This window comes from Flammeovirga sp. SJP92, from assembly GCF_001583495.1.
Lineage (GTDB): Bacteria > Bacteroidota > Bacteroidia > Cytophagales > Flammeovirgaceae > Flammeovirga.
In genome coordinates this window covers 12067-36114 of sequence record NZ_LQAQ01000120.1, presented here as the reverse complement: position 1 = coordinate 36114, position 24048 = coordinate 12067, and the positions used below count along the sequence as shown (strand labels likewise).

14 protein-coding genes are annotated in these 24048 nt (G+C 36.0%); all 14 read left to right on the top strand.

Annotated elements, in window-relative coordinates:
• Positions 1-102: 102 nt before the first annotated feature.
• The 14 genes from AVL50_RS31870 (at position 103) to AVL50_RS31805 (ending at position 24005) form a co-directional block, all read left to right on the top strand.
• Entirely contained in the window at positions 103-5016 is a 4914-nt protein-coding gene (locus tag AVL50_RS31870) for a 2-oxoacid:acceptor oxidoreductase family protein (RefSeq protein ID WP_062621997.1), read from the top strand.
• A gap of 17 nt (positions 5017-5033) precedes the next feature.
• On the top strand, positions 5034-6377 hold the full coding sequence (gene rsxC / locus AVL50_RS31865; protein ID WP_216639116.1) for an electron transport complex subunit RsxC: 1344 nt from the start codon (positions 5034-5036) through the stop codon (positions 6375-6377).
• Positions 6370-7386 carry an RnfABCDGE type electron transport complex subunit D gene (locus tag AVL50_RS31860; protein WP_044210841.1) on the top strand — a complete coding sequence of 339 codons (1017 nt, stop codon included), beginning with the start codon at positions 6370-6372 and terminating at the stop codon, positions 7384-7386. The genes rsxC and AVL50_RS31860 overlap by 8 nt, the downstream gene beginning before the upstream one ends.
• Positions 7383-8066, top strand: coding sequence for an FMN-binding protein (locus tag AVL50_RS31855; protein WP_062621993.1), 684 nt, complete (start codon positions 7383-7385; stop codon positions 8064-8066). The genes AVL50_RS31860 and AVL50_RS31855 overlap by 4 nt, the downstream gene beginning before the upstream one ends.
• A 2-nt stretch (positions 8067-8068) precedes the next feature.
• Positions 8069-8707 (top strand): electron transport complex subunit RsxE, encoded by a 639-nt coding sequence (rsxE, locus tag AVL50_RS31850; RefSeq protein ID WP_062621991.1) that lies wholly within the window; start codon positions 8069-8071, stop codon positions 8705-8707.
• Entirely contained in the window at positions 8704-9285 is a 582-nt protein-coding gene (locus AVL50_RS31845) for an electron transport complex protein RnfA (RefSeq protein ID WP_062621989.1), read from the top strand. The genes rsxE and AVL50_RS31845 overlap by 4 nt, the downstream gene beginning before the upstream one ends.
• A 4-nt stretch (positions 9286-9289) precedes the next feature.
• Positions 9290-9484, top strand: a complete 195-nt coding sequence (locus AVL50_RS31840; protein ID WP_156152505.1) for a hypothetical protein — start codon at positions 9290-9292, stop codon at positions 9482-9484.
• 18 nt (positions 9485-9502) lie between these two features.
• Entirely contained in the window at positions 9503-10360 is an 858-nt protein-coding gene (locus tag AVL50_RS31835; protein ID WP_062621988.1) for a ferredoxin-NADP reductase, read from the top strand.
• Positions 10361-10663: 303 nt separating this feature from the next.
• Entirely contained in the window at positions 10664-11530 is an 867-nt protein-coding gene (locus tag AVL50_RS31830) for an RnfABCDGE type electron transport complex subunit B (RefSeq protein WP_062622099.1), read from the top strand.
• Between the two features lie 305 nt (positions 11531-11835).
• Positions 11836-13620: an ATP-binding protein gene (locus AVL50_RS31825; protein WP_062621985.1), complete on the top strand. Its 1785-nt coding sequence runs from the start codon at positions 11836-11838 to the stop codon at positions 13618-13620.
• 126 nt (positions 13621-13746) lie between these two features.
• Positions 13747-15534: a hypothetical protein gene (locus AVL50_RS31820; RefSeq protein WP_062621983.1), complete on the top strand. Its 1788-nt coding sequence runs from the start codon at positions 13747-13749 to the stop codon at positions 15532-15534.
• A 172-nt stretch (positions 15535-15706) separates the two neighbouring features.
• Positions 15707-17494 carry a hypothetical protein gene (locus tag AVL50_RS31815; protein WP_062621981.1) on the top strand — a complete coding sequence of 596 codons (1788 nt, stop codon included), beginning with the start codon at positions 15707-15709 and terminating at the stop codon, positions 17492-17494.
• Positions 17491-19239, top strand: coding sequence for a hypothetical protein (locus AVL50_RS31810; RefSeq protein ID WP_062621979.1), 1749 nt, complete (start codon positions 17491-17493; stop codon positions 19237-19239). The genes AVL50_RS31815 and AVL50_RS31810 overlap by 4 nt, the downstream gene beginning before the upstream one ends.
• Before the next feature lie 83 nt (positions 19240-19322).
• Positions 19323-24005: a caspase family protein gene (locus AVL50_RS31805; protein ID WP_062621977.1), complete on the top strand. Its 4683-nt coding sequence runs from the start codon at positions 19323-19325 to the stop codon at positions 24003-24005.
• Positions 24006-24048 lie beyond the last annotated feature (43 nt).

Below are 24048 nucleotides of genomic sequence, written 5' to 3'. Positions count from 1 at the left end.
AACACTTTCAATCTTTTGCTTCAAAAAAAACAGACTTTTTGAGGATGGATTTGTACACCCTAAAGAAAACGAAAAAATATAATCAAGACTAAATCAACGACGATGAAGGACCACAAATCTTCTAAAGCGAAATACCCTGGAAAGCGTGTAGCAATGGATGGTAATACAGTTGCCATCATGTGTGAAAGAGAGTCTACGGATGCAGCAGGTGCGTATCCTATTACCCCTTCTACTCAGATGGGCGAATATTGGGCAGAAGAAGCTGCCAGAGGACATTTAAACATTTCTGATAAACCTTTAATTTTTATTGAACCGGAAGGTGAACATGCCGCCGCCGCCGTTACAGCTGGTTTATCCATGACAGGTCAGCGTGCCACCAACTTCTCATCTGGTCAAGGTATTGCTTACATGCATGAATCACTTTATGCCGCTGTTGGTAAGCGATTGACTTATGTATTGAACATCGGTGCTCGTGCCATGACAAAGTCTACATTGAATGTACATGCCGGACACGATGATTACCATGCAGTAGACGATACTGGGTTCTTCCAGTTGTTTGCCAAAAAGGCACAACACGTTGCTGATTTAAATATTATTTCCCACAAAATTGCCGAACTGGCACTGACTCCTGGTATCATTGCTCAGGATGGTTTCTTGACGACTCACCTTATTGAGTCTCTGAGCCTTCCAGAAAGAGAACTGATCAAAGAGTACTTAGGTAGACCGGACGATATTATAGATACTCCTACTGAGGCACAACGCCTGATTTATGGAGATAAAAGAAGAAGAATTCCTGAAATCTGGGATGTGGATAATCCATTGATGGCAGGTTTGGTACAAAACCAAGATGCTTATATGCAGAGTGTTGCAGCACAGCGTCCATTCTTCTTTGATCATATTCAAGAAATTACAGACCAAGCATTCAAAGATTTTGCTGAACTGACGGGTCGTCTGTATGAAAGAGTAATGACTTACAAAATCGAAGATGCGGATTACTTGATCTTAGGGCAAGGTAGTGTGGTTTCTTCGGCGGAAGTGGTAGTTGATTACTTAAGAGAAACAAGAGGTCTTAAGATTGGTGTAGTTGATTTAGTGATGTTTAGACCTTTCCCTGCGGATATGCTAGGTCATATCTTGAAGGGTAGAAAAGGTGTAGTTGTATTAGAACGTTTGGATCAGCCATTGGCAGAAGATCTTCCAATCATGAGAGAGATCAGATCTGTAGTGACGAAGTGTATCGAGAATGGTGCACACCGTAAGAATGTTCCTTATCCTACGTTGGCAAGCTATACGAAGCCAGAAGATTTCCCTGTATTGTACTCAGGATCATTTGGTATGGGTAGTAGAGATTTACAACCGGAAGGAATTATCGGTGCAGTAGAAAACATGTTGCCTGACGGTGCGCAGAAGAAAATGTTCTACTTATCGATTGATTTCTTAAAGGAAAATCCACTTTCACCAAAACAAAGAGCATATCAGGAAAGCATCCAAAAGGCTTATCCAAATATTCAAGACTTGGCCGTTAGAGGTTCTGAAAATCCTAACTTAATGCCTGATGGTGCGGTAACGGTTCGTTTCCACTCCGTAGGTGGTTGGGGTGCCATTACTACAGGTAAGAACTTAGCCATGACATTATTCGATCTATTGGGTTATGATATCAAAGCCAACCCTAAATATGGATCGGAGAAAAAAGGTCAACCTACTACCTATTACTTAGCAGCAGCGCCAGAGCCAATTCGTATCAATTGCGAGTATTACTTCGTGGATGTGGTGCTTTCTCCAGACCCTAACGTATTCAAGCATACAAACGCGTTAGCAGGTTTAAAAAAAGGTGGTCATTTCATTATTCAAAGTGAAAAAGAAACACCTGAAGAGGTATGGGCTGATATTCCAAAACAGTATCAAAAACTGATCATCCAAAACGATATTCATATCTGGTATATCGATGGATTTAAGATCGCAAGAGAGGAAGCTACAGATCCAGAATTACAGCTTCGTATGCAAGGTATCGCCTTCCAAGGTGCATTCTTCTCGGCTTCTCCATTAAAAGAAAAAGCAGGTCTTACAGATGAGACTTTATTGAAAGCCATCGAGGATCAATTACAATATAAATTCGGAGCCAAAGGACAACGTGTTGTAGATGACAACATGCGTGTGGTGAAGAGAGGTTTCACTGAAATTCATGAGATCACAAACAAGGAATTAACTACAACATCTCAGAAGAAAGATGCGGGTGCTGTTACAGTACCGAAGATGTTGAAAGAACGTCCTGTCAGTGAGTCGAAATTGAGTGATGTACACCGTTTCTGGGAGCAAACAGGTAACTTCTACCAAAGAGGTATGGGTAATGATAACTTGACAGATCCATTTATCGGTCTAAGTTTGATGCCTGCTACGACTTCTCTATTCAGAGACATGACTGGTATTCGTTTTGAATATCCGGAGTGGGTGCCTGAAAATTGTACAGCTTGTGGTGACTGTTATACAGTTTGTCCTGATACAGCGCTTCCTGGTTTAGTTTCTGAGCTTTCATCGGTACTAGATACTGTAGTGAAGAGAGTGAAGAAAAATCATTTTGAAGTCACTGAACTTCCAAGAGCGATCCGTAAGATGGAAAGCCAAATCAGAGGTTTATTTAACGGAGATAATGATGAGAAAATCTCAGTGAATCAGCAAATCCATCAAGTGATTGATGAGGCAATTGCTAACCCTGATACGGAAGCGAAATTAGTGGAAGAATTAGGATGGTTCAAAGAGGAATTAGGGGACTTCAAATTTGCATTGACAAGACCTTACTACCATCTGAATGAGAAAAAACAGAAAAACAGTGGTGGTCTATTCAGTATCACATTAAACCCTGCGACTTGTAAAGGTTGTATGGAATGTGTGAAAGTTTGTAATGATGATGCCCTTAAGACGGTCATTCAAACAGAAGGTGCTGTTGCCAAACTACGCAGTGAGTGGGATCTATGGGAAGATCTTCCTACTACTCCTGAGAAGTACAACAGAATTGATGATCTGGAGGAAAAAATCGGACCTCTAGAAACATTGTTATTGAACAAGGACGCTTACGGTGCATTTGCATCAGGTGACGGTGCTTGTTTAGGTTGTTCGGAGAAAACAGTAGTTCACTTATTTACAGCGACAGTGGAATCATTAATGAATCCAAGAGTTGAGAAGCATGTGAAATACTTAGACGAGTTGATCGGTAAGATGGAAAATCATCTTCAAACGAAACTTGTCGGTACTGTCAATCTGAATGATACAGATATGATGTCGAAAATTGTCACTGAAATGCAGGACAAAGATTTGACAATGGCGGATATCACCAACCGATTTGAAGAAGAAAAAGGCAGTGAGCCAATTGATCAAGAATGGCTAAGAAATACTAGTCAGCTGATTGCTCAATTGAAGCAACTGAAATGGAAATATACGCAAGGTACAACAGGTGAAGGTCGTTCGAATATGGGTATTTGTAATGCCACAGGTTGTACATCAGTTTGGGGTAGTACTTATCCTTACAACCCTTATCCATTCCCATGGGCCAACCACTTATTCCAAGATTCTACATCACTAGCAATGGGTGTATTTGAAGGACACATGGTGAAAATGGCAGAAGGATTCAAGGCAATCCGTAAAGCGGAGTTGGAATTAAGCGGAGAGTACAATCCAGCTGAACATGACGACTTCTTCACTTACTTCAACTGGGAGCAATTCTCAGACGATGAGTGGCACCTTTGCCCTCCTGTAGTGGCACTAGGTGGTGACGGTTCTATGTACGATATCGGTTTCCAAAACCTATCAAGAATGATGGCTTCGGGTAAACCAATCAAAGTAATCGTTGTAGATACGCAAGTATACTCTAACACTGGTGGTCAAGCATGTACTTCAGGCTTTATCGGTCAAGTATCTGATATGGCACAGTACGGTAAGGTTTGGAAAGGTAAATCAGAGCCTCGTAAAGAGATCGGTTTATTGGCAATGGCACACAGAAATACGTATGTATTGCAAGGTACATTGGCGAATACGACGCAGATGATCGAAGGATTTATTGACGGTCTTCAAGCGAAACGCCCTGCCTTATTCAACTTGTATACAACATGTCAGCCAGAGCACGGTGTAGCGGATGATTTAGGAGCACACCAAGCGAAATTGGCATTAGAGTCTCGTTCTTACCCAATCTTCAAGTACAACCCTGAAATGGGTAAAACAACGGAAGAGAACTTCGACTTGACAGGTAACCCTGACATGGAGAAAAACTGGCCTTCATACACATTGAAGTACCTAGAGAATGAGCAAGAGAAGGAAATGGAATTGGATATGACATTTGCGGATTTTGCCTTGACTGAAGCTCGTTTCAGAAAGCACTTCAGACAAGTTCCTCGTGATGCTTGGAATGAGGATATGGTAGTGATCAGTGAGTACCTTGAAATGGACGCAGATGAAAGAGAAGGTAAATACCCATTCATCTGGGCTGTAGATAGAAAACAACACTTGAACAGAGTGTTAGTGGCTGATCCGATTGTGGAGTCTTGTGAAGAAAGAAGAGACTTCTGGATCATGCTGAAAGGTCTTGCAGGTGTGAAAGAACAACCTGAAGAAAATATCGAAGAGAAAATCAAAGCTGAAGTGGTTGGAAACATTGCTCAGGGTTTGATGAAATTAGCCGGTGGAGGTAATTTAAATATGGACAGTTTGGTAAACTCAACTGCCTCTTCCGACACTGCATCATCCCCTGAGTCACCAGCTGCTGAACAAAACGCGGATTATATCGCACCATGGTTAGAGACAGAAGAATGTACTTCTTGCGATGAGTGTATTAAAATCAACAGCAAAATTTTCAGCTATAATTCAGATAAAAAAGCCTTTGTCAAAAACTCTGACGGCGGTACGTACCAAGACATTGTGAAAGCAGCAGAAAAATGTACTGCTGGCGTAATTCACCCTGGTACACCGGCTAATATGTCTGAGAAAGACGTGGAAAAATGGATTAAAAGAGGAGAGAAATTTAATTAAAGATTGAACCTATGAAAATGTTGAATATTCATAAGGATACGTTCAAACATGGGGTTCATCCACCGGAGTACAAAGAAGAGACCAATCACCTGCCGATTCGTCAATTTGATTTCGCTCCGGTGCTAATTATACCCATGGCACAGCACATTGGGTCTCCTTCAGAAATTGTAGTAAGAGAGGGTCAGGAAGTGGAAAGAGGTCAACTGCTTGCAAAGTCTACGGGCTATGTATCAGTACCGATTCACGCTCCTGCAGCAGGGATCATCCGTAAGATTGCGAATGTCCCTACCATCTCAGGAAAAATGTCTCCAGGAATCTTCCTGGAGGTATTCCCTTTTTCTGGTCAAGAAGTAGCCGAAGGAATGCCCCTCGATCTAGAGACGGCAAGTGCAGATGAGATTTTGAAAGGTATTCAAGATGCAGGTATTGTTGGTTTGGGTGGAGCGGCTTTCCCGACTCACGTCAAACTGAAAGTGCCTGATGATAAGAATTGTGAAGTACTCTTGATCAACGGCATCGAATGTGAGCCTTATCTCACAACCGATCATAGAGTAATGTTAGAACAGACTGAGGATGTCATTCATGGTATTAAATACTTGATGAAAGCAACGGGTGCACCGAAAGCAATCATCGGTATTGAAGCCAACAAAATGGATGCAGCGGAACACTTGGAGCGTCATATTCCAAAAGATCTTCCTATCGAAGTGAAAGTCGTTCCTGTAAAATATCCTCAAGGTGCTGAGAAAATGTTGATCACATCCATTATGGGGGTTGAAGTCCCTTCAGGTGGATTGCCTATTGATGTAGGTGCGGTAGTGGTCAATGTGGCAACAGCTGCAGAGATTGGACGTCTTCTTCCACACGGTTGGGGCATCCAAGAAAGAGTGGTCACGATCACTGGTCCAGGAGTGAAAAATAAAGGAAATTACCTTATTCCGATGGGAACTCCTTTACGTTACGTTTTGGATCAAGTGGGAATCAGTGACAACATCAGTGAGGTGTATATGGGTGGCCCGATGATGGGTATGGCCGTTTCCAACCTTGATATTTCAATTGTAAAAGGAACTTCTGGTATCCTAGTTTTCAATGATGAAGACGTGGTTTCCAGAAATGAAGAACACCCTTGTATCAAATGTGGTGCTTGTGTGGAAGCTTGTCCTTTATCGTTGAATCCATCAAGAATGGGTCTGATGGCAAAATTCAAAGCCTATGATAGAATGGCGGAAGAACAAAACTTATTGGACTGCTTCGAGTGTGGTTCATGTTCATTCGTTTGCCCTTCATATATCCCGCTGGTGCAATATTTCAGATTGTCAAAATCAATCGTTAGAAAACGAAAATCTGCGAAACAACATGCTTAATAAAACATTACATATCAGTACTTCTCCCCACATTGTGAAGGGGAATAGTACGCAAGTGATAATGAAAAATGTTGTGTATGCCTTAATTCCGGCAGCCTTATTTTCCGTTTTCACTTTTGGTTTATCCGCTTTATTGGTCTTGGGTACCGCAGTTGCTTCTTGTCTTATCACAGAGTATGCTTTGTGTAAAGTTTCGGGAAGAAAAGTGACCACTTCGGATTATTCTGCAGTGATCACAGGTTTACTGTTGGGGATGACCCTCCCTCCTGCCTTTCCGTTGTGGATGGTAGCTTGTGGAGGCTTCATTGCTATTGGCTTAGGAAAGTTTGTTTTTGGAGGATTAGGATACAATGTCTTTAATCCAGCTTTAGTAGGACGTGCAGTTTTACAAGCGGCTTTCCCTGTAGCGATTACCACTTGGACAGATGCTTTATCCGCTGATCGTTTTACAAGCATTCCATCTTCTGTTTTGGCTTTGCCATTTATGGAACCTGTATACGATATTACATCAGGAGCGACACCATTATCCGCATTTAAATTCGATCATCATATTACCCCTTCATTCGATCTTGCCTTTGGTATGATTGGAGGTTCATTAGGCGAAACAAGTAGCTTTTTGATCCTTGCAGGTGGTGTGTATTTGATGGTGAGAAAAATGGCGAACTGGAAGATTACAGCAAGTATTCTGACTTCAGTAATCGTTCTAAGTGGTGCCTTGCATTTGTTTAATGCAGAACTCTACCCTTCTCCATTGTTTATGTTATTCTCTGGAGGATTAATGTTAGGTGCTTGCTTTATGGCAACGGACATGGTAGGATCTCCATTGACCACCAAAGGAATCATAGTTTACGGTGCTTTTATAGGAATCTTAGTCGTTGTAATCCGTATTTGGGGTGGACTCCCTGAAGGGGTAATGTACGCCATCTTACTCGGCAATGCATTGTCTCCACAATTGGATCAATGGCTAAAACCTAGAGTTTACGGTACATCTAAAAAGAAAAAGTCATGAGTGCAACTATAGAACAACAGGAGCAACCAACATCTAACAGTAAGAAGATGTTGACGGCGATGGTCGGTATAGGAGCCTTGTGTGCTTTATTGATTGTACTGACTTATGAAGGAACCGCCGAAAGAATTGCTTTCCTAAAACAAGAAGCATTACAAAATGCCATCTTCAAAGTACTTCCAGGTATTGAGAAAACAAGAGCTTTTTATTTGGATAAAGAGGGGCATTTCCAGCCTCTAGCTGAAAACCAAAAAGAAGCGACGGTAGTCTATGCAGGATTTACGGGTCAAGGTGAATTGGCAGGAATAGCAATCCAAGGAGCTGGTCAAGGGTATGCTGATGTGATCAAGGTATTGTATGGTTACAATCCTCAGAAAGAAGAGATAGTGGGTTTCTATGTACTGGAAAGTAAAGAGACGCCAGGTTTGGGAGATAAAATCGAAAAAGATGAAGTTTTCCTTTCCAACTTCGAAGCGATGGATGTAAAGCTGAATGCTGACAAATCACAGTTGGTCAACCCTGTTACCACCGTAAAAAGTGGAGAAAAGAACAACTTATGGGAAGTAGACGGCATCACGGGTGCTACTATTTCATCAAGAGCCATTGGAAACATTCTGAATGAAAGTACGTCAGAAATGCTTCCAATTATACAGCGTAATATTTCGGAATTAAAAATACAATAACGATGAGTACAGTATTGGAAAAAGAACCTCCGAAAAAGAAAGACTTATCCACGGATGAGTTTATTAAAGGATTATGGAAAGAGAACCCTGTATTCGTACAGGTCTTGGGAATGTGTCCTGTTTTGGCTGTAACCAACACGGCAAGCAATGCCCTAGCAATGGGTTTAGCGACTGCCTTTGTATTACTAATGTCGAATATTTTAATCTCCGCATTACGTAATTTTATTCCAAAACAAGTAAGAATTTCCTCTTATATATTAATTATCGCCACTTTCGTAACAATCATCGATTATGTCATCCAAGCTATCAGTGTAGAGCTACACAAAAGCTTGGGAGCGTTTATCTCTCTGATTGTAGTGAATTGCTTGATTCTGAGTAGAGCGGAAGCATTTGCCTCTAAAAATACCATCGGAAAATCCATCATGGATGCCCTGGGTATGGGAGTAGGTTTCACTTTTGGTCTATTGTGCTTGGGCGTGGTGAGAGAATTACTAGGCAGTAAAAGTCTCTTTGGTTTTCAGGTATTCCCCGATCAGTTTCAGGACTGGATCGTGATGATTCTACCTGCAGGAGGATTCTTTACACTAGCATTTTGGCTTTTGGTATTTAATATTTTTAAATCTAAAAAGACATCATCATGAACAACGAACCTTTATGGGGCATTTTCTTAAATGCCTGTCTAATCAATAATTTTGTTTTAGCGTATTTTCTTGGAATTTGTCCTTTCCTTGGAGTTTCTGGAAAGGTGGATACGGCGACAAAAATGGGGGGAGCGGTGACATTCGTTATGCTGATAAGTGCAGTTTGTGGATACGGCATTCATAGTTTACTTGTATTTATCGACGCACCCTTCCTCCAATTGATCAGCTACATTGTTGTGATTGCCTCTACGGTACAATTGGTGGAAATGATCATCAAAAAGATGAGTCCTTCACTCTTCCAAGCGTTGGGTATCTTCTTACCCTTGATCACGACAAACTGTGCCATTCTAGGTCTTGTATTATTCCAAACCAACAAAGGGTATGACCTTTTTCAAAGTGTATTCTACGCTTTAGGAGCAGGTGCTGGATTTACAATCGCCTTATTACTGATGGCCGGATTACGTGAGCAAATGGAATTTGCTGAAGTACCCAATGTGGTCAAAGGAACAGTTTTAACACTGTTGATCGGTGGTATTTTATCACTCACATTTATGGGATTTTCAGGACTAAATGGGTAATACTATGCTAATTAAATATTTCACAGCACTCTTAATTCTCGTTGTCATTTTAGTGGCATGGATCGTAGTTCAATCGCTTTGGGGACAACTTTTCAAAGAAGAACTGAACGACGAAGACGTGCTGAAGCATAGATCACAATGTGGAAGCTGTTCGTGTGGAGCAGTTTGCAAAAAGCAATTCAAAAAAGCGAATGTTTAAATTAAAAAAGATATTGATATGAGTTCATTAGCAGATTATAAAACAGAAACAACATATAAGGCGAAAGTGATTCTTAGTATTAGAGTTTCACCGTCTAAATCAGAAGAAGTTAGGGAAATTATTTTAGAAGTAGAAGACCCTACTTTTGAATGTAAAGTCAACCAAAGCTTTGGTGTTTTAGTAGAAAAAGAAGGAGATTTTGGTCAAAAATACCATCACAGATTATACAGCGTTTCTGATATTCCAGTTCGTGTAAATGGTAAGACTAGAATCACGCTTTTGGTAAAAAGATGTAACTACGTTGATGCATTCAATGGTGAGCAATACAAAGGCGTAAGTTCAAACTTCCTTTGCAGTAGAAAGGTATTGGATGAAGTAATCATCACAGGTCCTTTTGATTTGGCTTTCCAATTACCGAAAGACAAATCAGCCAATATGATTTTGATTGGTATGGGTACAGGTATTGCTCCTTTCAGAGCATTTGTAAAGCATATCTACGAAAACGTCAAAGATTGGAAAGGTGCTGTAAGATTATTCTATGGTGCTAAGAGCGGTCTAGAAATGTTGTACATGAATGAGCAAAACGACGACTTAACACAATACTACGATCAAGCAACTTTCAAAGCATTCCAAGCAGTGACATCTCACGGTCAATGGTCTGATACAATCACTTTGGATGCCACAATTGAAAGTAAAGCCGAGGAGGTATTGAAGTTGTTGAATCAAAACAATACGTATATCTACGTTGCTGGTCACGAGAAAATCAAAGAGAATTTAGATAAGGCTTTTGCTAAAATTCTTGGAAGTGAAGAAGCGTGGTTAGTTCGTAAGGCAGAGTTGATTGCCGGTCAAAAGTGGGCTGAGGTGATTTACTAGGTGCTGAGTTAGAGAAAACTTACGTGCACCATGACTGAAGTCATGGGCAAGTGATACCAACTCCAACAACACTGAAGTGTTGTCTACGTTTTTCAACCTTCAAGACTTTAGTCTTGATCAGGTTGTTTATCACTTGTCCATAGTTTTAACTATGGTACACGTAACACAAGTTTTCTTTCATCTTGGTACTTGTCCTAAAGATTTACTTTTTTTCACCTCTAAGGGGTGTACTTGGTGGTCCGTAGCGTCAGAACTTTGTTTTGGCGCTACTACATCATATTTAACTTAAAAAAAGAACAAGATATGACAATAATAACTGCACTTTTGGCTTTGGGAGGACTGACACTCCTACTCGCCATCATGCTGATTGTTGCCAACAAAAAGTTCTACGTCTATGAAGACCCAAGAATTGATGTTGTCAACGATCTACTACCGCAGGCCAATTGTGGTGCTTGTGGATTTCCAGGGTGTAAACCTTTTGCAGAAGCAGTTGTCAAAGGTGAAATATTACCTGGAAAATGTTCAGTAAATACAGAAGAAGGTCAGCAGGGTATTGCTTCTTACTTGGGTGTAGACTTGGGTAAAGAAGAAAAGCAAGTGGCTCGTCTCGCTTGTGGTGGTGGTACCAACGTTGCTGTCAATAGATCAAAATACGAAGGCCTCAAAACGTGCCAAGCTTCCTCATTGATTTCAGGAGGTGACAAAGGCTGTTTCTGGGGTTGTTTGGGTTTAGGAGATTGTGCCGTTTCATGTGATTTCGATGCGATTTCACTCAATGAACATTCTCTTCCGGTAGTTGATGTAGACAAATGTACAGCTTGTGGTGATTGTGTAGAAGCGTGTCCGAAAGGATTGTTCTCTATCCACCCGATCAGCCATCGTTTGTGGGTCAACTGTAAGAACCTTGAAAATGGTGATGCAGTGTTAGAAGAATGCCAAGTGGGTTGTTCTGCATGTGGAAAATGTGCTGTGGATGGAAAAGGCAATTTAATCCAAATGATCAACAACTTACCGGCGATTGACTACGATAAAGATCACAAGTCACAAGATGCTATTCAACGCTGTCCTACAGGGGCTATCGTTTGGTTAGATGATAAGAAAGGTATTGTAAAAGGTCCTGAAAGTAAAAAGATTATTCGCAAAGGAAAAAGAAGGCTGGAAACTTCTTAATGTTTTTTTCAAAACCAGCAATACTCTATTATTAGCACGCACGTGTATCAGGCGGGCATATTTGAAAAAATAAGCCTTGCCAGTGTACATTATCATTTGCTTTTTAAAATTAGAATAAAGCGTATCAATCTCATTTTTGAGTTATTGGTACGTTTTTTTATATTTTAAAAAATAACAACGTATACATTCATTATTATGGAAATTTATAAACAAGAAATGTAGTTTTAATAAGAAATATCTTATAATTTGACCTTCCAAGCTTACACTTATATACTATTTGTTGATCGACTCTCTTTTTTGAAAAAATGCCAAGAAAAAACACGTATTATCTCTACATTTTTCTTCTTATTTTATCTTATGCAAAATGTTATGGACAATCTGACTCAGATCATTTCACAGTACGTACCACTGAACTGTCTCCAACAACTTTGCCTGAATTTATTCCTGCCATTAATGAACACCCCTTCTTTATCAAGAGCATAAAATATGCGGAGTTGACCATTGAATCAACGGTAGAAGAAGAGCGTATTCTTTATTTTTACAGTAGCAACCTTCATGATCTTAAATTGTGGGTCGTTGCCTCAGATACTATTTCCAAGTATATTCACTATGGAGATTCACTTGTGAAAAATGAAGATGAAAAAAGCAGCGGAATCAGTATACCACTTGAATTTAAGGCAGGAGAAACAAAGAAAATTTATTATAGTATTTACGATCTAGGTTTTGCCTTCAATGACAGTTATACCTTAATCACGCCTGAAGGCTTAAAACATCTCTTCCATTTTGAGAAAAAAGTGAAAATAATCTGCAGATCTCTAATTGGTATTTTACTCTGTTTTGGGATTATTTTGGGGGTTTACTTCCGCAAAAAAGTGTTTTTCTATTACCTTTTGTGTTCTCTTACAGGTATTGCTTTTATTGAATCTGAATATGGGTTTATCCTCCATCTTTTACCTGACCATTTTAATGGTAAATTCATTCAATCTGTCATCGTTCAGTATTATCATTGTTTTTACTTTTTCTTCTATTATGCACTTGTCTTCAATAGCAAAGGCCTGAAGAATTATATCCCCAAAATAATGAAAGTCTACCTTTACATTGCTCTAGTCAATAGCATATTGATTTTTGTCGTTGAGCAGGATAATTATATCTTTTCAAATTTCAATGTATTGGTTGGGTTCACAAGTTTTTGGTGTACTTATGTATTTATCACCTACCTGCTTGTGAAGGGAATTCGATTAAAAATACCCATTGCAAAGCCAGCATTGTTTATCTTTTTGGTAAATTTTGTTGTGGTGATGATTTTCTCGGTACTTACCAATTCAGGAATCATACCAAAAGACGACCTTTCACGTTCAGTGTTCTATTATCTTTTTGCCTTCGACTCATCTTATTATATTTTTGTAATACTTTATAAATATTATTTATTTATTAATGAAAAGAAAAGCTTGTTGACTAAATACAATGATTTGCAAAGAGACTACTCGTTGGCATTGATGAAAGGACAGGAAAATGAAAAAAATAGAATTGGAAGAGAGTTGCATGATCATGTAGGGGGGAACCTGGCTTTGATTGATAAAATTGACAGTCTAATGCATTTCAACTCAAGTGAAATATTAGAAGATACCATGAATAGTTTGGAAGAGATGATTAATGGCTTTGTTCCTAAGACTCAGAAAAAAAAGTTTTTTGAACAGGAACTTCACGAATTAATTCAACAATATCAAAAATCAAATCTCAAAATACACACTTCTTTTTCTATTCATTTTCTGAAAGATGGATCTATTCAAAATCATATTTATAGAATTACTCAAGAACTGTTATCCAATGCATTAAAGCATAGCAAAGCTCAAAAAATTTATTTAAACTATTCTTTAAATATCGACAAAAATGAGCTGAATCTATACTACAGCGACGATGGAATTGGATTTGACGCCCAAAAGGATTTTGAAGGAATTGGGATTAAGAATATGAAAAACAGAACAGAGGAACTACAAGGTAAAATGATTATTAAAACGGATACTAACGGTACTAAAATTAGCTTTATCAAAATACCTTTGGGTAAAACACTCACCAAAAATTGGTCTTAAATCAGTCCAAAGAACGTTACAATTTGTAAGATTTTTCAATGAAAAAATAGAATTAAAACAGAATAATTGTATCTTAACAACTGTAAACATTGCCATCACCTACAACAAAAACATGCTTTAGTAGCCATGCTTACTAAATTATTCAGTTTTATCTCTTTTCTGATTCTTGCACTCACCCTAAAAGCAGAGAGTAAAGACCATAGCAATTCAAATCAGTTTTTTATTCAAACTTCTGAATTGAACAGCACTTTCTTACCTTCTTTTATGACTCCTTTGAAAACAGAGTCCAATGTGATCGAAAATGTAAAATATGCAGAGATTAGAATCACCGCTCAAAGCAAAGGTGAAAGAACTTTACACTTCAATGGAACTGCCTTTTATGAAATAAAAATATGGGTAGTAGAAAATGATACTATTTCAAGTGTTTTACACTATGGTAGTAACATTAAAAAATACCCTGAAAAAAGAAATGAAGGAATTAAAATACCACTTTCTTTTGAAGCCTCCGAGACCAAAAGAATTTATTATACCATCTATGATTTAGGTGTCATCTTCAATGACTCTTTTAGTTTAGAAGATAATGACAAACTTGAAAGGATAATACGCTCGGAAATTGCCATAAAAACGATTTGTCGGTCAATTCTAGGCCTGTTTTTATTTATTGGATTGTGTCTTGGTTACTTCCTCCGTAAAAAAGTATTGCTTTATTATGTCATCTTTTCTTTCACTGGCCTGCTTTACACAGAGTCACAATTTGGTATCATATTACACCACTCTCCCAGCTACTTCCATATCAAATTAGTACAATTCTTAACACTACAATTGTACTTCTACTTTTATATTTTCTTTTATTATTCCCTCTTATTCAATAGCAAAGGAGTAAACCGAAAATTTATAAAATCAATAAAGGTTTATTTCAGTCTGATGCCCATCGTTTTTTTAGCGTACGCATTAATTCCAGAGTACCTCACCAATATCAGCAATACATACCTCATCTTTGGACATATCAGTTTTTTACTAACCTATCTATTTATTGGTTTTTTGTTGATCAGAGGAATTTATCTGAAGTTGCCCATTGCAAAAGCAACTCTTTTTATTTTTCTGGTAAATCTTTTTGTGGTTTTTCTTCCTGCAATATTTTCTCAGTTTAATCTCTTTCCTAATTATAAAATCTCTCATTTTATCTTTTATTGCTTATTTGCCTTTGACTCGATTTACTATATCGTAATCATGCTTTATAAATACTATAAACTCAGACAAGAACGCAAGACACTTTTAATGAAATATAATTCTTTACAAAGAGATTACTCTTTAGCATTGATGGAGGGACAAGAAACAGAGAAAAATAGAATAGGGAGAGAATTGCATGATCATATTGGTGGTAATCTAGCCATGATTGATAAAATGGATAACATCATTCAAAATGACTCCAATGCTATTTTGAGTGATACAATTGTCAGCCTAGAAGATATGATAAAGAGTTTGTCTCCAAATGCTAAAAAGAGAAATCATTTTACAGAAGAATTGGGACAACTATTTATAAAGTATTCAAAGTCTTATTTCAACTTGCATGTTACATTGAATATTTCCACACTCAACTCTCCTTTTGTGCAAAGTCAATTATTACGTATTTCGCAAGAATTACTGATCAATGCGGTGAAACACAGTCATGCAGAAAATGTCTATTTTGATTATCAATTTAATCCCTTTACGAATAGTTTAAACCTGTATTACAAAGATGATGGAATTGGGTTTATACCCGAATTGGAAAAAGATGGAGTTGGGTTGAAAAATATGAGGTATAGGGTGGAAAAGGTAAATGGAATTATGAAAGTTGAAAGTAATGAAAATGGAGTTCAAATTGATTTCATCAATATACAACTCAATAATACAACAGAAAAAACAACTACATAACCAAGAGGTTATTTCACTTATAACGTTTGAGTTAGATATTCAAAATAATTACCATCAATAGGTTTCTCTAAGATAAATGGTAAATTGTAAAAACGCCGTTTGAAAGTTGACGATAATTCAGTTTTTAATATAATAACTCTTATGCTTTTTCAAATTATTTCATCGAGTGGGTATGCTTGCTAAAACATTAGCTAATTTCTATTTTTTACTCTGCACTCTCTTTTTATTTACAGGTTGTAATGAAGAAAAAGAAACCGATCATGTTATTCAATTTTATGAATTGAATGCTGATGCCCTGCCCTCATTTGTTCCTCCTTTTCCTCCAAAAAAATACCTGATCAAAAGTATTATATATGGAAAAATTACAATTGAACTGAAAGAGAGGAAAGATAAAACTCTGCTTTTTAACGGTGGAAATTTCCATGATTTTCAACTTTGGGTTTTAGAAGATGATACGGTCTCTAGACACTTCCATTATGGAACCTCTGTGATGCATTTCCCAAAAGATAAATCTGAAGGTATATTAATTCCACTTTCTTTTGAAAAGGGAGAAAAAAAGACATTGTATTACAGTATTCATGACTTGGGTTATGCCTACAATGATAGTTTTAGTTTAAAAGACCCAAATGAAGTCAAACACCTTCTGGTTTACGAGAAAAATGTAAAAATCATTTGTCGATCCATTATTGGTATTTTTCTATTTATAGGAATGGTATTTGGGATTTACCTTCGCAAAAAAATCTTCTTTTATTATGTCTTTTGCACCACAGCAGGTTTATTTTTTATTGAAGCTGAATATGGTTTCATTCTAAACATCATCCCCTCATCCGTCAATAGTAAGAATGTACAATTAATCTTCATACAGTTTTATCATTATTACTTCTTTTTCTTTTATTACGCCCTTATTTTTAATAGTAAAGGCATTAATAAAAGAATTATTCAAGTAATGCACGCCCTGCTTGTTATTATTTTTATCAGCCTCTTTTTATTAATTGTTTTTCCTCAAGAACTATTGATTCTCAACAATAGCAATATCATAATTGGATTTACAAGCTTTAATATTGCCTATCTGTTTACCTGCTATTTAGTCTTTAAAGGGTACCAATTAAAGAAACCAATCACCAATGCAATCATTTTTATTTTTGTGGTCAATATTGCCGTAATGATGTATTTCTCAGGGCTTGCCAACATGGGCTTAGCACAAAAACTAGAAGCATCAAGGACTGCTTTTTATTACCTTTTCGCCTTTGATTCTACTTATTATATTTTCATTATCCTATACAAATACCATCAGATAATGAACGAACGGAAAATTTTATTAATGCAGTACAATAACTTTCAGAGAGACTATTCTTTGGCTTTGATGAAAGGGAAAGAAAATGAGAAAAACCGCATCGGCAGAGAATTACATGATCATATTGGTGGAAACTTGGCTCTTATGGATAAAATGGGTGAAATTGCCAATCTGGATAAAGAAGCGATCATTAATGAAACGATCCACAGTTTAGATGAAATAACGAAGCGTCTTTCTCCAAAATTCGACCAACAAAAATCATTGGAAGAAGAAATAGAATTGCTTGTATTTCAATATCAATCTTCCTCTTTTAAAATACACTGTTCTTTTGAAGAAATACCGAAAGCACTTCTTCCTGTACTTCAGAACCAATTTATCAGAATAACACAAGAACTTCTAGTGAATGCATTAAAACACAGTCAAGCTAAGAACATCCACCTCAATTACATTTATAGCCCATCCCGCAAACACCTCAATCTTTATTACATGGACGATGGAATTGGCTTTCCATCCAATCTCAATAACAAAGGGATTGGTATCGATAATATGAAACACCGCATTGAAAAACTACAGGGTCAGATGATCATTGAAAATAGTATGAAAGGCAGTAAAATCAGCTTTATCAATGCAAAAACAGATGCTTTAAACTCCCCTACTGAATTATGAAATTGTATTATTTTTTAATGTTATTTCTTCTCATTTGTTCTTGCCAAACCAAAGAAGAAAATCATTTTACCTATCAGGTTTGCAACATTAGTAACATCGATAAAGAACGATTATACAATGATGTTGCATGCCAAGATGATATTACATACAAGTATGGAGATACTCATTATTTTAAAGTGAAAGTATACAGTGCCGTTGATCAGCATTTGATTTTACGGTTGAATAATGGAGTAGTTAAAATGCTTAACTTATGGATCATTGATGAGCATGGCAAAACAAAGACGTTAGAATACGGATGGGAGCCGCAATATATTCCTCCTAATGTCAGTTACGGTTTATGTGAGTCATTTTTGATTCAAGCCGGTCAAGAAGTTACTATTTATTGTGAAATTTATGATGAATACTGGCCCATCAATCAAAGTATAAAGTTGTATTCTACAAAAAAATATGAAGAGGTATATCAGGTAGAACATAGCATAAAAATAATTTGCCGATCGCTCATATTTATCACAATGCTGTTAGGAGTAATTTGTGCAATCTATTTAAAACAAAGAGTATTTGCGGTTTATGTTTTGTGCTCCATTTTGTATGTTACTTATCCCGAAATAGAGTATGGATTATTGGCAGATTACTTTGGGCTTCAAGCGGCTGTTTATACCAAATATGTTTTACTGATTGTCTCTAGCACTTATCATTATTTAGCACTGGAACTTTACACACACATTATTTTCCAGCAAAAAAACTATTTAGGACGTTTTGGTAAAATCCTTCAACATTCACTTCTTCCAATTGCAGTTTCCCATATTCTATTAATTTTTTTCAGTGAAAATCAACACGTCATTGAAATACAAGAACTCATCATCAGTTTTGCTTTTCTATATATTGCTCTGACTGATGTGGGGATTATAATTTTACTTTATTTGGGTATCAAAGAGAAAAGAAAAATGGTTTATTATGCATTAGGTATTTTTTCTCTTACCACCATGACCATCATTCTTTTTTCGGTTTTGCCTAATGCCAACATCACAGAAAAAGGAGAAGTGCACCGATACATTTTTCACATTATCATCACCTTTGATATGATCGCTTACCTGTCTCTGTTATTCTATCAGACGTATCTTTTTTACAAAGAGAAAATGGAACTCGAAAAAGCACAATTTGAGATTACTCAAAAGTATACTTCTGCATTTATTGATGGGCAGGAAAAAGAAAGGCAACAAATCAAAGCACAATTAGATCAAGAAGTCAACAGTAAATTGGACCATATACATCAGTCTCAAAATATCAATAGCCCTTCTATTCTTTCTTCCATCAGCTCTACAATTACCAAAATTAGGGAAATTAGCCACTATTTGGTTTCTCCTGATTTTACAAATGAAAACCTACACGAAGTCATTGAAGATTTATGTTATCAGAAGAAATATGCATCAGCTGAAATCCATCTCAATATCCCTCCAATGGATACTAATATTGACCTTCTTATAAAGAATCAAATTTACAGAATTATACAAGCCTTATTAGACTTATCTATAGAATATCCTCTGCAACAAAATATTCATATTTCACTCTTACTTGAAGAAGGCACAATTGCCATCTACTTTGAAAATGATATTTGCATCGACTCCAAGAACTCAAAAGCGCTGCAACATCTAAAAAACAGGGTCTATACCATTAATGGCACTATTGAAATCAATGCTTCTGAATTGGGAACTTATATTGGAATTGAAGGTGTGAGGGTGGTTTGAATGAAAAGGGATATTCTTTATTTATTTCTATATTTGTTCGAATCAATTTCGTTTCAACTAATCAACTTGACTAAAACAAACCGATGAAATACTTACTCCTTTTATTCTTCTTACCTAGTTGTTTCGTACAAGCACAACAGAGTATTACAAAACAACTTCCAACAGATAAAACTTACGAAATCAAGGGTACAGTTGGCAACCATTTATTACTCAGTGATTTTAAAAATATCATCCTATTGGATAATGATCTTGTGGTTAGCAATCATAACACAAAAGGTAAAGACATTAAAGATATTTTTATTCATCCACATCATCCCCATTTTGCATTCAATCACTATTCGGATAATGGATATAAGTTTGGAATCTATGACAAAGAAAATGAAAAAGACATTGATATTCCTTTTTTGATCAATAAAGACACGGACTATGAATTTATAGGCTTCCTGCCATTTAAACCATGGGCTCTGATTTTTAGCCAGTCTAAAAACAAAGGCTTTATTTACGATTACACAGCCCAAAAATTTATTTCAATCTTTTCAAGAAAAAATAAAACGCTGTCTGTTTTCGACCTATGTAAAAGTATCTCAGTTCATTTAAATGATCATGAATATCTACTATTAGATATTTTAAATAATAGTAACAATTTCAACAGACATTTAGATTATGAAGTAATAGAAGAAAATAGTAATCCTAAATATATTAAAGGAAAAAACAATAAGAAATATAGTATAGACCAAGGCAATATACTTTGCGAAAGAGATACAATTCTTCAACTTCCAAATCAGAGTGGATTTACCTTAATTTCTGATGTAGAAATAGAAAATAATAGAGTTTGGGGAAAGACTCATAACAACCTGTTTTTTTCTTTTGTACTCCCTTCACTTTCAACAAATTCTAATCAAGAATATTCCTCCTTTAATTACAGTATTAAAGGCGAAAATAATGAAGACTTTGAAATTGTTGATTTAAGAAATCAGCCAATCCCTTTCTTAAATGCTGAAAAAGAGCAACTCGCTCTAATGGACACTACATTTTTTGATCCTGAAGATCCTGAATATTTTTACATAGATGTAGATGAAAAGGAAGAACAAATACTTCTGACACAAAACTCTAATTATAGTAGTATTCCTCTAAACTATATTGGACTAAGCCTATTTAACCTTTCATCATCAACACTCCAACAAGAGTATACTCTCCTAGAAAACACATACAAATTAGCCACAGGGTTTACATTTTTAGATGGACCACGGTTGTATTTTATGCGTATGTCGTATTATAATGATAAGATTCTTGGCTATTTCTATGAAGAGAATGGTGAAGTGAAAGAAATTGCAAAAAATAACTTTGAACAGGCCTACCTAAAACAAAAAAAGGGACGTTTCATTACATATCATTTTGCAGAGAGTCTACCTGGGATGGGAAAGCTAGTACTCAATAATCTTAACTACCCTTCTAGCTTTTTAGAGCCTATAGTAAAACAAGTTAATAATGATTATCTAATCGACAATAACAGCTATCAATATGTCCCTGATGAGGAACTTTTTATTTTTACAAAAAAAACAAATAACAAGACTTCAAGTATTTATCTTTATGACCTAAATACCAAAAGAAATAATAAGGCTTCGCTTATTACAAAGATTGATTATCCTAAAAATATATTTGATTTTAAATATATAAATTCAACACTTTATCTTTCATTACAGAATGGTGTTGTTCAGAAAATGAAAATAAATGAATGGATCAATAAAAATATAAATGACACAAAAAAGTTTGATGAAAGTCAGCTTGACATTTCGATCAAAAAATGGGGAGAAAAAAATATCATTGGATTTGATTACCATAAAGAGAAAAATCTTTTAGCTAGCTTTTATGAAAATGAAGGAATAAGTATCTGGGACTTATCTACAAATCAACAGGTGAGTTACGGAAAATATGTAGGCCTAGAAAATATTAACGAAAAACCTATTACTTGGTTTGAGGTTGCACCACAATATTTTAAAGCATCCGAAAATGATAAGCTGGAAATAAATAATGATATCATTAGTACCTACACACCTTATGTCATGCCACCTCAAGAAAAGGTGAATATGATTTCAAGCCTAGAATCACATCTTAAGGGAATAAATTTCTTTGAGTCATTTTATCTGCAAGGAATCAAAAAAAGTAATGTTGATGGATGCTGCTGGGGAGATCATCCTAAAATTATATTTCAAAACTCAAGATATAAAATTGGATATAGAGAAACAGATGTTCCGTTTAAAAGTCTTGACCTAATAGATTTAAAAACGAATGAAATTACTGCAAATCTTCATCATCATCAAGCAAGGCATGGGTATTGGTATAAGACTGATTTGGGATATTTTTTAAGTGATAAAGGAAATATTTCTGAGGTCACAACTTTATATCAAGTAGATAATAAACTGTTTGTGGGGCGAAATAACCTGATTGAAAATGAAATTTCTGTTTGGAATTTAGATGCAAAATTGCTTCAGAACAACTTTAAACCATCCAGCGAAACCTCAGTCACAAAATGGGTTCATGAGTTAAAATGGCATAATAACGCTTTATATGTCACTCTAGGGGGTGGTGGATACGCTAGAAGAATTGATTTTAAAAATGAAACATTCTCAATTGATACATTAACTTCTAAAGTCTTGCCTGATTATCCAATTAGAGAAAAATTTGAAGATTATTTTATTTCAAATAATGAAATTTTTCTTATTGAAAGGCCTGCACAAACTTTAAAAAGAAAAGACTTAGTAACAGGAAATACAAGAGAAATATTTCGTCTTGGAAAAAATAGAAGGTTCTCAGAAATCTTATATCATGAAGATTCACAAACTATTTATGCCGTTGGATACGATAATATGGGATCTTTTAACAAAAAAGATTATAAAGTTTTTTTATGGCAATACGATTTAAAAAATAATAAATCTGAATTTATTAAATGGTTTGAGCACCCTCTCTATAACTTTCAATTAAAAGATAGCACTTTATTTTTCACCAAAAAGAATGAAGAACATTTTTATATATATGATATCAACAGAAAGGAAATAAACTTCTTGAAGGAGAATCAATATTCTATCCTCGAAAAAGTTGTAGTAAAGTACAATGGTCTATTCTTTAAATACCAAGTTCCTGGCATCTTTGGAATCTCTCCAATCATAATAGAAGACCATTATTTATACAAAATGAGAAGAGACTATATTCAAAAAATTGACTTGACTGGAACACCTAATAGGTTTAATAAACTACCTGTTATTGAAAATTATTTCATTGGTGACCCTCCTTCCATTATTGAAAAAATTGATGAGAAAAACTTTATTTTCGGATATCCCACAGGGGAAATTGCTTTTTATACATTGGAGAACGGTTTAACTAAAAAAGGGAGTTTGTACATAGGAGAAGAAAGTGGTTTTATGATGTTCTCACCAGACAAGTATTACTTTACTTCACCCAATATGAATAAGAGTTTTTCGGTGATGGTGGACCAGATTCCTTACAGTTCTGAACAATTTGACATTCAACTCAACCGTCCTGATAAAGTGTTGGAAAAAATCCCTTTTGTTACTCAAAAAACGGTAGACTACTATAAGGAACTACATCAAATAAGAATGAAGTGGTTAGGTATTGAGGAGACAGATTTTAAAATATCTTTACCAAAAATTGAACTCTCTTCACTTCCTGACAATGTAGATAATGACAGATTGAAGCTTTCTTTACGTGCTTCCTCTGCATCTACTTTAAACCATTTGAATATCTGGGTGAACAATGTTCCTGTTTTTGGTAGAGAAGGAAAAAAATTGAACAATCAAAAGGACTGGAATGGAAGTATTGAAATTGAGCTATCCCAAGGGAAAAACTTGATTGAAGTCTCAGTAACGGATGCTTTGAATAATGAATCACTAAGAAAATCACAAACCGTTTATGCCAATAAAAACAACTATTCCCCTAAGTATTATTTTATTGCTTTAGGCGTTTCTAAGCATCAAAACCAATTATATAATCTAAAATATGCCGATAAAGATGCTCTAGATTTTACATCTACTTTGGAAAAAGTGATAAAAAAAGATGGAGTGGAAATTATTAGCAAGACGTTTACTAATCAAGAAGTGACCACAAGTGTAGTGAACGAAGTTGAAGCCATCTTAAAAACGGCAAAAGTAGATGATCATGTTTATGTCTTCTATGCAGGACACGGTGTTTTAGAAAATCAAAAACTCTATTTATCAAGCTACCCGATTGACTTCAGCAAACCTTCTGCACAGGGACTTTCTTTTGAAGCATTAGAAGAGGTTGTGAATAACTGCCCAGCTCGACAAAAGGTAATGTTTGTTGATGCTTGTCACTCTGGAGAACTGTTCGATGAACAGTATACTTTTGCTGATTCGAGTCTTCACCCTCAAAATACGAGAGGTTTAAAGGTTTTGAACAGGAAAAACACCAAAGACAATCTGTCAAAAATCAAAGCAGTTTTCCAAGAGACAAGACGTCAAAATGGTACTTTTATTTTCTCAAGTGCGAGCGGTTTGGAATTTGCTTATGAAAATAAAAATTGGCAAAATGGTGTTTTCACCTATTCTCTTTTATCTGGAATCACATCCAAAGAAATGGACATCAACAGAGATCAAACCATCAATATGTGGGAATTGAAAGAATATCTATTCCAAAAAGTAGACCAACTGACGGAAGGAAAACAGCATCCTACTTCCCGTTCAGAGAACCTCGCCAACGATTTTATTTTTGTGGAGCTTAATCCATTATAAACTAAGAGCATGTTTGTAGTTTTTAGAAATCAGGAATTTTCTG